Origin of the sequence: Streptomyces wuyuanensis, assembly GCF_900103455.1 — a bacterium.
Taxonomy (GTDB): Bacteria; Actinomycetota; Actinomycetes; order Streptomycetales; family Streptomycetaceae; genus Streptomyces; species Streptomyces wuyuanensis.
On the sequence record NZ_FNHI01000008.1, the window covers coordinates 238,285 to 251,097 of the forward strand.

The window sequence follows — 12,813 nt, forward strand, 5'->3', positions numbered from 1 at the left end:
GAGGAATCCACCGTGACCGTGCTGCCGCAGGACCTCGCCATACCGCCGGCCGAGCCGTACGCACCAGCCCTGCCGCCCCGCTACGACGACCAGTGGATCGGGGGCCGCTGGACGGCGTCCGACGCCGACAGCCGCCTCGTCGTCACCGACCCCGCCACCGAGCAGACGCTCGCCACCGTGCCCGCCGGCACCCCGCGCGACGCCGACCTCGCCGTGCGCGCAGCCGCCGCGGCCTTCCCCGGATGGGCCGCCACACCCGTGCGTGAACGGGCCGGACTGCTGCGCCGCGTGGTGGAGGGACTGGAGCGCCGCGCAGGAGAGTTCGCCCGCACCATCACCTCCGAGGTGGGCGCTCCCACCCGCATGGCACTGCAGACCCAGGTCGGGCTCGCCGTCGGCATGGCCGCGCACTGCGTGGAGACCGCGGCCTCCCACACCTTCGAGGAGCGGGTCGGCCACTCGCTGGTGGTGCGCGAGGCCGCCGGTGTCGCCGCCTGCATCACCCCGTGGAACGTGCCGCTGCTGCTCACGGTGCAGAAACTGCTCCCCGCCCTCGCGGCGGGCTGCACCGTCGTGCACAAGCCCAGCGAACTCACACCGCTGCACGCCCGGCTGCTCGCCGAGGTGTTCGCCGAGGCCGATCTGCCGCCGGGCGTGGTGAACATGGCGGTCGGCACCGGCGACACCCTAGGCACCGCGCTCGTCGCCCATCCGCTCGTCGACGTGGTGTCACTGACCGGGTCGACCCGTGCCGGACGCCGGGTGTCCGCGCTGGGCGCCGACGGTGTCAAGCGGATCCACCTGGAGCTCGGCGGCAAGAACGCGAGTCTCGTCCTGGACGACGCCGATCTCCGGGCCGCCGTCGGCGCCACGGTCGACCAGGTGCTCTTCAACACCGGCCAGACGTGCCTCCAGTGGAGCCGGCTGCTGGTGCCCCGGGAGCGCCAGGACGAAGCCGTGGAAATCGCCGGCCGGATCATGGACGGCTATGTGACCGGAGACCCCCGCGACCCCGCGACGGACCTCGGACCGCTGGTGTCCGCCGCCGCGCACGCGCGGGTGGGCGAGTACGTCCGCCGCGGCGAGACGGAGGGCGGCGCCCGGCTCGTCCGGGGCGGCGCCGGCCGGCCCGACGGCCTCGACACCGGCTACTACGTCCGTCCCACGATCTTCGCCGACGTCGACCCCCTGACCACCATCGGGCAGGAGGAGATCTTCGGGCCGGTGCTGTGCGTCATCCCGTACGACGACGAGGACCAGGCCGTGCGGATCGTCAACGGGACGCGCTACGGGCTGCACGGCGCGGTCTGGTCGGGCGAAGACGCCCGGGCCGAGCGCGTGGCACGGCGGTTCCGTACCGGCCTCGTCGACGTCAACGGCGGCTCGTTCAACCCGGCCGCGCCGTTCGGCGGGTTCAAGCAGTCCGGCATCGGCCGCGAGTGCGGCGCCGCCGGACTGGAGGCCTTCCTCGAGACCAAGTCGATGCAGCTGCCCCAGGCGTCCGGCGGCCGGGTGGTCGGTCCGCGTCTGCGCGCCACCGTGCCGGCCGGCGACCCCGGCCAGGAGAGGAACGACGCATGAGCGCCCACCCCGCCCCCGCGCGGCCGGCCACCGCCCTCCCGCCCGTGTTCGCCGCACTGGAGCGCTGGACCCGCGAACGCCCCGACGACCCGGCGGTCAGCGCCGGGGACGGCACGCTGAGCCATGCCGGACTCACCGCACGCACCGCGGCGATCGCCGCCGGACTGTCCGCCGCCGGTGCCGGGCCCGAGACCGCCGTCGGCCTGCTCCTCGGACGGTCCCGCGACAGCGTGCCCGCGCTGCTCGCCGTGTGGAGCCTGGGCGCCGCGGCCGTGCCGCTCGACCCCGGGCACCCCGTCGAACGGCTCTCGTCCGTGCTGGGCGATGCCGGGGTGTCCGTCCTGGTCACCCCGGAGGTGCCCGCCGGGCTGGACGTGACCGGCGTCCGCACCCTGGACCCGGCCGGCCCGGACTGCCGGGCAGGCGCCGCCCACCCGCTCGACGTGGCGACTCCCGGGCCGGACACCTGCGCGTACGTCATCTACACCTCGGGAACCACGGGCCGTCCCAAGGGCGTCGAGGTCACCTACCGCGGCCTCGACACCTTCGTGCGCGCGCTCGCCGGACTCGGCCTGCCTCCCGGGGGACTCGGCCTGAACGCCGTCTCGCCCGCCTTCGACGGCTGGCTCTGGTGCACGCTGCTCTATCTGGTCCACGGCCAGGGCGTCGCCCTGGTCGACCTGTCCCTGGACGGGCTGCGCCGGGCCGCCGACGCCGGCCGTGAACCGGTCCCCGCGGGACTGCGCACCGCCTCCCTCACCCCGTCGCTCCTCGCCGCCCACGGCGGCGCGCTGGCCGGTGCCGAGACCGTCGTCGTCGCCGGCGAGCAGTGCCCGGCCGCACTCGCCGAGCGCTTCTCGCGCGGCCGGCGGCTGCTCAACGTGTACGGGCCGACGGAGGTGACCATCGCGGCCACCTGGGCCGACAGCGAGCGGGGTGACGACGTGAGCGCCATCGGACGGCCACTGCCCGACTACCGCGCCTACGTGCTCGACGACGAGCTGGTCCCCGTCGCCGAGGGCACCGAGGGCGAGCTCTACCTGGGCGGGCCCGCCGTGGCCCGCGGCTACCGGAACCGGCCGGGGCTCACCGCCGCCCGGTTCCTGCCCGACCCGTTCCAGGGCGGCGGCGCCCGGATGTACCGCACCGGGGACGTCGTGGTCCGCCGACCCGGCGGCGAACTGGAGTACCGCGGCCGGCGCGACGACCAGGTGAAGGTGCGCGGCCACCGCATCGAACTGGGCGAGGTCGAGCGGGTCGCCGCCGAACTGCCAGAAGTCGTGGCAGCCGCCGCCTGCCTCCTCGGCTCCGGCGGGACGCTGGGGCTCGCGCTCGTCGCCGCACCCGGCGCCGGAGAGGGCCTGGCGGACTCCGTGACCGGGCACTGCGCCAAGCTGCTGCCGGAGGCCGCGGTGCCCACGACGGTCCGGGTAGTCGACCGGATCCCCACCCTCACCACGGGCAAGGCCGACCGCGACGAACTCGCCCGGCTGCTCGCCGCGCCCGCCAGGGAGGAGGCGAGGAGCACCGCCACCGCCCGGGAGCGCGACGTCATGGCGGTCTGGGCCGAGGCCCTGGAGCGCGAGATCCCCGGACCGGACGCCGACTTCTTCGAACTGGGCGGACACTCGCTCGCCGCGGCCCGCGTCGTCGCGGACCTGCGGCGGACCACCGGACTGCGCCTCACGCTCGGATCGCTGCTCTCCCGGCCCACCGTCGCGGACGTCGCCGCCGAACTCGACCGCCTCGCCGCCGAGTCAGCGGTACCCGACACCGGACTGCGCACCGCCGAGGGGGCCTGAGCCATGGGTAGCTGGATCTCCACCTGGCCCAACGGCCCGGGCGACGCGGGCCTCCCCGCACTGCTCTGCCTGCCCCAGGCCGGCGCGGGCTGTCAGCAGTTCCGGGCCTGGGCCAAGGCCCTGGCCGGCGTCGCCCAGGTCCACGGCGTCCAACTGCCCGGCCGGGAGAACCGCTGGCGCGAGCCGATGCCGGAGACCTTCGGCGAGGCCGTCGACGCGATCACCGGCGAGTTGCGCCCGATCGTCGCGGGAGGCCGCCGCCTCGTCGTCTTCGGCCACAGCTTCGGCGGGCTCCTCGGCTACGAGATCGCCCGCCGGGTGACGCCCGACGTCCTCGTGGTCAGCGCCTGCCGCGCGCCCGGGCACTGGGACGGCGCCGGGCGGGGCATCGTCGAGGACGACGAGGAACTGGACAAGCTCTTCGACACGGCCGGGCTCGATCCGGCGTTCCTCGACGAGGACACGCGGGCCCTGATGGTCGCGATGCTCCGCAAGGACGCCGTGCTGTCGCTGAGTTACACCCACACGCCCGGCGAGCCGCTGCGCGTGCCGGTGCACGCCTGGAGCGCGGCCGGCGACGAGACCGTCACCGTCGGGGACCTGGCCGGCTGGGCCGCCGTCACCGCGGCGGGCTTCCGCGTGCACCGCGTCGAGGGCGGCCACCACGCCGTGCTGCGCCGCCCCGCGGCGGTCCTGGAACACCTCGCCTCACTGCTGCGGGACGACGAGACCGCGGCCGTCACCACCGCCTGACCGGCGGGTGATCCGCCGACAGGGCAGCCACCCTTTCCGCAGCACCGCCCCGAGCCCGGAGGACGCAGTGCCCACGACCCATCAGGTTCTCGTCAACGACGAGGAGCAGTACGCCCTTTACCCCGCGGCGCGCGGGGTGCCCGACGGCTGGACGCCGGCCGGGTTCAGCGGCAGCGAGGACGAATGCGTGGCCCATGTGGACGCGCACTGGACCGACACCCGCCCCCGCAGCGTGCGCGACGCGACCGCCGCACCCCGCGCCGCCGCGGGCGCCGGCGAAGGAGCCTGAGATGCACATCGACCTGCTCGACCCGGGGCCCTTCGGACGCAACGACTTCTGGGCCGCCCTCACTTGGCTGCGCGCCAACGACCCCGTCCACTGGCACCCCGAACCCGGCGCCGGGGACAAGGGCTTCTGGGTGCTCGGCAAGCACCGCGACGTCGTGCGGGTGTACGCCGACAGCGACACGTTCAGCTCCGCACAGGGCATGCGGCTCGGCAGCGACCCCGCCGCCGTCTCCGCCGTCGCCCAGCGCATGCTGATCGTCTCCGACGCGCCCCACCACACCCGGCTCAAGCGCGCCCTCCACCAGGCGTTCGGCCCCCAGCAGATGCCCCGGCTGGAAGGCCTCGTCACCCGCGTCGTCGGCGAACTGGTCGCCGAGGCCGCCGAAGTGGAGGAGCTGGACTTCATCGACCTGGCCAAGCAGCTCCCCAACAGGGTGGTCTGCGCCATGATGGGCATCCCCCGCGCCGACTGGGCCTGGATCGGGGCGCTCACCACCGACGCGTTCGACTCCCCGGACGAGACCGTGCGCAGCAACGCCCACTCGGAGATCTTCCTCTACTTCATGGAACTGCTCGCCGAGCGGCGGGCCCGCCCCGGCGACGACCTGGTCAGCCAGATCGCCCACGACACCCTCGTCGACGAGGGCGACGGCACCGAACGGCCCCTCAGCGACGAGGAGATCGTCTTCAACTGCAACGGCGTGCTCTCCGGCGCCAACGAGACCACCCGCTACTCGGCCGCCGGCGCTGTGCACATGTTCGCCGAGTTGCCCGGGCAGTGGGAGCTGCTGCGCAGCCTCGGACCCGCCGGGATCGCCCCCGCCGTCGAGGAGATCCTGCGCTGGACCACGCCGGGTGTGCACGCCCTGCGCACCGCCGTGCGCGACACGGAGGTCAACGGGACGCGCATCGCCGCCGGCGACCGGGTCACGCTCTGGAACGCCTCCGCCAACCGCGACGAGGACGTCTTCACCGACCCGCACGCCTTCCGCGTCGACCGGCGGCCCAACCGGCACGTCGCCTTCGGCCACGGACGACACCTCTGCCTCGGGGCCCGCCTCGCCCGCTTCGAACTCGGCGCCCTGCTCACCGAGATGCTCGGCAGCCTCGACGGGTTCGAGCTGACCGGGCCCGCGCTCTTCAACTCGTCCAACTTCACCTGGGGCATCAGAAGCCTCCCGGTGCGGCTGCTGCGCAGCCGAGTCTCCGCACCCCGAGAAAGGGCCGCGCTGTGACCACCGCACTGACCGACTTCAACCGCACCGACACCGACTTCCCCCGCACCGGCTATCCGGAGCTCCTCGCCGCGCAGGCCGCGCGTACTCCGGCGGCCCCCGCCCTCGTGCACGGCGGCCGGGTCTGGACGTTCGAGGAGCTGGAGGCCGCCACCAACCGGCTCGCGCACGCCCTGATCGCGCGGGGCGCCGGACCCGGTGAGCGGATCGGCCTGTGCTATCCGCGCGGCGCCGACTACGTCATCGGTTCCCTCGGGATCCTGAAGACGGGCTCCGCGATCGTGGCGCTCGATCCGGTCAACCCCGACGAGCGCCTCACCGCCATGATCGCCGACGCCGGGCCCCTGCTCGTGCTCACGCCCCCCGAGACGGCCGCACGCCTGCCCGAGGACGTGTCCCGCGCCGAGGTCGCCACCGCCGGCCTCGACCTGCCCGGCACCCCGGTCGGGGTGGCCACCGGCCCCGACACCATCAGCCACCTCATCTACACGTCCGGGTCCACCGGCACGCCCAAGGCCGTCCTGGAGCGGCACGGCGCACTCACCAACCTGGTGCACTGGACCGCCCGCGCGTACGGGGTGCGCCCCGGAGACCGGGCGTCCTGGATGTCGACACCGGGCTTCGCCGTGCAGATCATGGAGTGGCTGCCCTATCTGCCCCTCGGCGCCGCCGTCCACATTCCCGAGGCGGGCCGCGCGCAGACACCGGAGCAGATCCGCGACTGGCTCGTCGCCGAGCGCATCACCCACACCATGCTGGTCGCCGCTCTCGCCGAGCCCGTCTGGGCTCTCGACTGGCCGGCGGACACGGCGCTGCGCGTCCTGGTGACGACGGCCGAGCGCGTGCACTCCTGGCCGCCGACCGACACACCGTTCCGGGTCGTGATGACGTACGGGACGACCGAGACGACCAACGTCCTGACCTGCCTCGACCTCGGCGCGGGCGTCGACTTCACCAGCCAGGCCACCCCCGAGGCGGTCCGTGCCACCCGTCAGGTCCCCGTCGGCGTGCCCATCGCCAACATGCGGGTGCACCTGCTGGACGGGGAGGACCGGCCGGTCGCCGAGGGCGAGGTGGGACGGCTCCACGTCTCCGGCGCCGGCGTGGCCGCCGGCTACCACGGCCTCCCCGAGCTCACCGCGGCGAAGTTCCGCACCGGTGTCGTCGTCGACGGCGATCCGCACCCGGTGCTGTACGACACCGGGGACCTGGCACGGCGCCGCGAGGACGGCGCCGTCGAACTGCTCGGCCGCTCGGACGCCCAGGTGAAGATCCGCGGCTTCCGGGTGGAACTCGGCGAGGTCGAGACCCACGTGGCCCGTGTCGACGGCGTCACCGAGGCCGTCGTGGTCGTCCAGGAGCGTGCCGCCGACGACCGGCGCCTGGTGGCGTACGTCGCAGCGGAACCCGGCACGGACCCCGGTCCCGCCGAGATCCGGGCCGCCGTGGCCCGCACGCTGCCCTACTACATGGTGCCGTCCGGCGTCGTCGTCCTGTCCGCCCTGCCCCGCCTCGCCAACGGCAAGGTCGACCGGCGCGCCCTTCCCGAGCCGCCCGAGCCCCACGACGGCGTAGGCACCGGCTACGAGCCCCCGCGCAACGAGATCGAGGACGGGCTGGTCCGGCTGTGGGCCGGGGCGTTCCGCACCGAGGTCGTCGGCATCCACGACAACTTCTTCGACCTCGGCGGCCATTCGCTGCTCGCCTTCCAGCTGATCGACGAGATCCGCCGACGCTACGGCGTCGAACTGAGCCTGTCCGACCTGTCCTCCCGCCCGACCGTCGCCGAACTGGGCGAGATCGTCGTGACCCGGCGCGAGGGCGGACGGGACGGCTTCGGCGGACTCGCCGCCATCGTGCCCGACCCGGCCGCCCGCTTCGCGCCCTTCCCGCTGACCGAGAGCCAGCAGGCCCTGTGGATCGGCCGCGGCGGACTCGTCGACCTCGGCAACGTCGGCTGCCACGGCTACTTCGAGTGGGAGAGCGAGAGCCTCGACGTACCCCGCTTCGAGACCGCCTGGCGCCGCCTCGTCGAGCGCCACGACGCCCTGCGCACCCGGATCCTCCCCGACGGCACCCAGCAGGTGTACGCGGAGGTCCCGCACTACGACATCCCCGTCACCGACCTCGGCGCGCTGGGACCCGACGCCCGCGAGGCGGAACTCGCCGCGCTGCGGGACCGGCTGTCCCACCAGGTCCTCGACGCCGACAGCTGGCCCCTGTTCGACGTGCGGATCAGCCTGCTCGGCGACGGTCGCGCCCGGATCCACCTCTGCCTCGACTTCCTGGTCGCCGACGCCTGGAGCTACTTCCAGGTCCTCGTGCCGGACCTCGTCGCCTACTACGCCGACCCGTCGGCCCAACTCCCTCCGCTGGAGCTGACGTTCCGCGACTACGTGCTGGCCGTCGGGAACTCCCTGCGGGACAGCGAGCTCTACCGTCGCTCGGAGTGGTACTGGCGGGACCGCCTCGCCGGGCTGCCGCCCGCGCCGGAGCTCCCCGAGCGCCCGGCCGACGCCCCGGAGCTCCCGGTACGCTTCGAGCGGCTCAGCCACGTCGTCCCCACCGACCTGTGGAACCGCATCCAGGAGCGGGCCGGTGACCGCAAGGTCACCCCGTCCGGTGTGCTCGCGGCCGCCTATGCCGAGATCCTCGGCAGGGCCGCCGGGCAGGCCAGGTTCACCATAAACTTCCCCCTCTTCAACCGGCTTCCGCTGCACCCGCAGGTCAACTCGCTTCTCGCGGACACCACGACGACCCTGCTGCTCGCCGTCGAACACCGGGCCTCGACCTTCGCCGGCCGCGCCCGGGACCTCCAGCGGCGCCTGTGGGCCGACCTGGAGCACCGCTACTTCAGCGGCGTCCAGGTCCTCCGGGAACTGACGAAACTGCGCGGCACCCTCGCCCCCGCGATGCCCGTCGTGATGACCAGCCTCGCCGGCCACCCGCCCAACCACGAGCAGAACGAACTCGGCGTGCCCGTCTACGGCATCTCCCAGACCCCGCAGGTCTCGCTGGACTTCCAGGTGTTCGAGAAGGCGGGCGGCCTCACTTTCAACTGGGACCACCTCCCCGCGGTGTACCCGGACGGCCTGATCGAGGGCATGTTCGAGGACTTCGTCGCGCTCATCGAGTCACTGGCCGAGGAGGACGCCTGGGAGCGCCACTCGCCGCCGCCCGGCGAGGAGGGGACGACTGAGGCTGCCGAGGCCGCCGGGGAACGGGACACCGGAGACGCCTGGGAACGCTACTGGGCGGGCATCGAGCGCACGGGCCGCGGCGGGGACGTCATCTGGGACGCCGACAGCGGCGAGGAGTTCTCCTGGCTGCTCGACCAGGCCAAGCGGCACTTCCGGGACGACATGCCGGTCGTCGACCTCGGCTGCGGCAACGGCCGCTACAGCCGTGAACTCGCCGCGCACTACCCGCGCGTCGTCGGTGTGGACGTGTCCACCAGCGCGATCGAGCACGCCGTCCGGGAGGCACGCGAGGAAGGGGTGGCCAACGTCGACCACCTCGCCGTCGACATGACCGACGCGGCCCAGGCCGCCGCCCTGGGCGAAGGCCCGTACAACATCTTCGTCCGCGGTGTCTTCCACGTCCTCGACGACGCGGCCCGGGCACGGCTCGCGTCCGTCGCGGGCCGGTTGCTCGGCCGCGACGGGGTGCTGATCGTCCACGAACCCGACTACTCCAGCAACTCCTTCGGCTACCTCGGCTTCGTCGGCGGCAAGCGCGGCCGGGCCGAGGACCTGGTGGGCCCGCTCGAGGCGGCCGGCGTACGGCACTCCCACCGCTTCACCCGCCCCGAACTCACGGCCGCCTTCCCGGCGGACGACTGGGAGGTCGTGCACGACCAGGCGGTGCGGCTGCACGCGGTCGATCCCGAGTCGGACTCGGAGGCGCTGCTGCTCCCCGGCTATTACGCGGTGCTCCGCCGCAGGCACTGACGACCGCTGTGGCGCTGGTCGCGCGGGCCGGGGACGTGCCGCCGGAACCGGTGACGCACGGGGGCTGCCGACCCGTACGGAACGGGACCGGGCGGCCGCCCTGCGGTCCGCCGCCGACCGCGACGACCTCGTCGCCGCACACGCACTCGTCAGGCTCTGCGCCGCCGAGCTCCTCGGGCTCCCGGCGCGGAGCCTGACGGTCGTGCAGAGGTGCGGGTGGTGCCAGCGCCCGCACGGCCGCCGGACTCGCGGGCGTGGGGCTGAGCCTCGCCCCCCGAGGGGCTGGGGCGCGGCCGCGGCGCTCACGGGCCGGTGGGCATCGACATCGAGGCCGGCGACGGAGGCGATGGCTGGATCCGGCCCTGGCGGAACGCGCCTGCGGGCCGGGCGAGAGGCGGAACTGCCCGTGCGCGGCGGCTCCCCGGCCCGCGGTGCACCTTCCTGCGCCGGTGGGTCCGCAAGGAGCCACCGGTCAAGGTCGGTACGGCCGCGCTCGACGAGCCGGGCCGCACCGACCTGCCCGTGCGCGGCGGCTCCCCGGCCCGCCGGCGGGCCGGTGGCTCACCGACAGGTGGGCGCCGGGGGCGGTCGCCTGCGTGGCGGCCCGTGAACAGGTGCCGCCGCGGACGGTGTCCGACGGCGCGCACGGACCATTCCGGTGAAAGACTGAGGAACCGTGGAACGACGAACTGCCGACCGGCTGCTGAGAGCACACGCACAGGCGATCGGGGGCCGGGCCCGTGAGAAGACGGTCGCCGGTGCCCTGGAGCGGGTCGTCGCCGTCCAGGCGCAGGACCTCGGCGCCGCCGCCCTCGGTCTGCGTGCCCGCGTCGACGGGCTGACCGCGGAGGACGTACGGCGTGCCACCGACTCCGAGCGGACCGCCGTACGGGGCTGGTTCATGCGCGGCACGCTCCAGCTCGTCCCGGCCGCCGATGCCCGCTGGCTGCTCGGTCTCCTCGGGCCCGTCCAGCTGGCCCTCGGTGCCCGCCGGCTGAGGGAACTCGGTCTGGACGAGGCCCTGTGCGACCGCGCCTCCCGGCTGATCGTGAAGGCCGTCGACGGCGAGGGCCCGCTCACCCGGTCCGAACTCACCGAACGCCTCACCACCCTGGGCGTCGAGTCCACGGGCCAGTCCGCGTTCCACCTCATCCGGCGCGCGGCGCTGTCCGGGCTGATCTGCCACGGGGCCCAGCGCGACGGAGAGGCCACCTTCGTCCTCCTCGACGACTGGCTGCCGGCCGCCGCCCCGCCGCCCTTCTCCGGGGAGGCCGCGGAGGTCGAACTGGCCCGCCGCTACCGGAGCGCACACGGACCCTCGGACGCGGCCGACTTCGCACACTGGTCCGGGCTGCGCGCCACCGTCTGCAAAAGGGCCTGGGCGGCCGCGGGAGAACCGCGGTGGGAAAACGCGGAGGAAATTCCCCGGGGCGATGTGCGGTTGCTGCCCGCCTTCGACAACTACCTCGTCGGATACCGGCGCAGGGAACTGTCCGTGCCGGCGGTCCACGAGCGCCGCGTCTGGCCGGGCGGCGGGATCATCCGGGCGACCGTCATGGTCGACGGCCGGGCGGTGGGCACCTGGTCGGGGGGCAGGAACGGCAGCGGACCGGTCGTCGAGCCGTTCGCCGGCGAGGAGCCGCCCGAGGCGGTTTCCACGGAGCAGATCGAAGCAGGGATCGCCCGTGAGAGCGCCGATCTCGCACGGTTCTACAACGCTTCTCATACCGTCTCTACGCCCGGTCTCCAACCGCCCGGATTCGTAACCGGGCACTAACCGCCGGTCCGTACGTTCAGTGCCGTCCGACAATTCCGTCCCCGATCAGAAAAGGGCGTCGACATGGCACTCGGTCGGCATTCCGATTTCAACCGCCTGTGGTTCGGGCAGACCGTCAGCAACTTCGGTGACAAGATCTCGCTGCTCGCGCTGCCGACCCTCGCGGTCGTCTTTCTCGACGGGGGAGCGTTCGAGGTCGGCGTGCTCGGCGCGCTGCGCTTCCTCCCGTTCCTCCTGCTCGCCCCGGTCGCCGGGCTCGTCGCCGACCGGGTCTCGCGCCGCACCGTCATGATCGCGGCCGACCTGGGCCGCTTCCTGGCGCTGGGCACCATCCCGCTGGCCTTCGCACTCGACTCCGTCTCGATGACGCACGTCTACATCGTGGCCGGCGTCACCGGCATCCTGACCACCTTCTTCGAGGTCTCCTACCAGTCCTGGCTGCCGCAGCTCATCGGCACCGAGAACCTGGTCGAGGGCAACACCAAGCTCCAGATCAGCCGAAGCGTCGCCGAGGCCGTCGGTGCCGGTGCCGGTGGTGCGCTGATCCAGTTCCTCGGCGCCGCCCGCGCGATCACGGCGGACGCGCTGACCTTCCTCGTCTCGCTGGTCGCCCTGCTCCTGATCCGGCACCGCGACACCCGCGCCAGGGTGGAGGAGACGAAGGCCTCGGCCAAGGCCGAGATGAAGGAGGGCCTGAAGACCCTCTTCGGAACCCCCGTCCTGCGCAGCCTGTTCACCGCCAACGTCGTGGTCAATCTGGGTGCCGCGATGGGTGACGCGCTGCTGATCGTGTACGCGTACAAGGTCCTCGACCTGAGCCCCGGCCAGGTGGGCGCGGCCTTCGCCGTGATGTCGGTCTTCGTGATCGTCGGCGCGGTGCTGTCCGAGCAGGTCTCCAAGGCGCTCACCCTGGGCCGCACCCTTGTCCTGACGGCGGTCGTCCTGGGCGCCGGCTACGTCCTGGTCCCGACCGGCGGCGCCGTCGCCGGCTTCGTCGGACTGATCGTGGTCCAGGCCGTCATCGGCTTCGTGTCCCCGATGTTCGACATCCACGTCCTCAGCCTGGTCCAGGGCGTCACCCCCAACGAGCAGATGGGCCGCGTCAGCGGCACCGCCCTCTCGGCGGTCTACGGCGCCCTGTCCCTCGGCTACCTGGTGGGCGGCGCGCTGGGCGAGGCGCTCGGCCTCACCGGTGCCCTGGCCATCGCCGGAGCGATCACCGCCATCGGCGGTCTGACGCTGCTCGGCGGCCCGGTCGCGGCCATCAAGGAGATGCCCGGCGGCGACGACCCCGAGGCGCAGGACTCCACGGGCGCAGAGCCCGCGGGATCCGCCGGGGACGACGTGAAGTTGCGCGCGTAGGACTCCTCGCGCACCGGAGCGGGCGCCGGCCCCGGCAGGCACCCGCTCCGCAGCCGCGCACCACG

At 73.8% G+C, this 12,813-nt stretch carries 8 protein-coding genes; all 8 read left to right on the forward strand.

Annotated features, from left to right (window positions below):
* Positions 1-21 precede the first annotated feature (21 nt).
* The 8 genes from BLT82_RS14515 (at position 22) to BLT82_RS14550 (ending at position 12,748) form a co-directional block, all read left to right on the forward strand.
* The gene (locus tag BLT82_RS14515; RefSeq protein WP_404204100.1) at positions 22-1,581 is read left to right on the forward strand and encodes an aldehyde dehydrogenase family protein; all 1,560 of its coding nucleotides are present in this window, start codon (positions 22-24) and stop codon (positions 1,579-1,581) included.
* Positions 1,578-3,383: a non-ribosomal peptide synthetase gene (locus BLT82_RS14520; protein WP_093654689.1), complete on the forward strand. Its 1,806-nt coding sequence runs from the start codon at positions 1,578-1,580 to the stop codon at positions 3,381-3,383. Before BLT82_RS14515 ends, BLT82_RS14520 begins: the two co-directional genes overlap by 4 nt.
* Before the next feature lie 3 nt (positions 3,384-3,386).
* The gene (locus BLT82_RS14525) at positions 3,387-4,136 is read left to right on the forward strand and encodes a thioesterase II family protein (RefSeq protein WP_093654691.1); all 750 of its coding nucleotides are present in this window, start codon (positions 3,387-3,389) and stop codon (positions 4,134-4,136) included.
* Positions 4,137-4,143: 7 nt separating this feature from the next.
* A complete protein-coding gene (locus BLT82_RS14530) occupies positions 4,144-4,425 on the forward strand; it encodes an MbtH family protein (RefSeq protein ID WP_280142479.1) in 282 nt (93 codons plus the stop codon).
* A 1-nt stretch (position 4,426) separates the two neighbouring features.
* Complete coding sequence (locus tag BLT82_RS14535) at positions 4,427-5,659, forward strand: cytochrome P450 (RefSeq protein ID WP_093654696.1); 1,233 nt, start codon at positions 4,427-4,429, stop codon at positions 5,657-5,659.
* Complete coding sequence (locus tag BLT82_RS14540; RefSeq protein ID WP_167746010.1) at positions 5,656-9,609, forward strand: non-ribosomal peptide synthetase; 3,954 nt, start codon at positions 5,656-5,658, stop codon at positions 9,607-9,609. The genes BLT82_RS14535 and BLT82_RS14540 overlap by 4 nt, the downstream gene beginning before the upstream one ends.
* 676 nt (positions 9,610-10,285) lie before the next feature.
* Positions 10,286-11,386 carry a winged helix DNA-binding domain-containing protein gene (locus BLT82_RS14545; protein WP_093654700.1) on the forward strand — a complete coding sequence of 367 codons (1,101 nt, stop codon included), beginning with the start codon at positions 10,286-10,288 and terminating at the stop codon, positions 11,384-11,386.
* A 63-nt stretch (positions 11,387-11,449) separates the two neighbouring features.
* Positions 11,450-12,748: an MFS transporter gene (locus tag BLT82_RS14550; protein WP_093654702.1), complete on the forward strand. Its 1,299-nt coding sequence runs from the start codon at positions 11,450-11,452 to the stop codon at positions 12,746-12,748.
* Positions 12,749-12,813 lie beyond the last annotated feature (65 nt).

Bases quoted from the DNA above. Each gene is read 5' to 3' on its own strand.
- BLT82_RS14520 (WP_093654689.1), top strand. From the start codon at position 1,578: ATGAGCGCCCACCCCGCCCCCGCGCGGCCGGCCACCGCCCTCCCGCCC.
- BLT82_RS14525 (WP_093654691.1), top strand. From the start codon at position 3,387: ATGGGTAGCTGGATCTCCACCTGGCCCAACGGCCCGGGCGACGCGGGC.
- BLT82_RS14535 (WP_093654696.1), top strand. From the start codon at position 4,427: ATGCACATCGACCTGCTCGACCCGGGGCCCTTCGGACGCAACGACTTC.
- BLT82_RS14550 (WP_093654702.1), top strand. From the start codon at position 11,450: ATGGCACTCGGTCGGCATTCCGATTTCAACCGCCTGTGGTTCGGGCAG.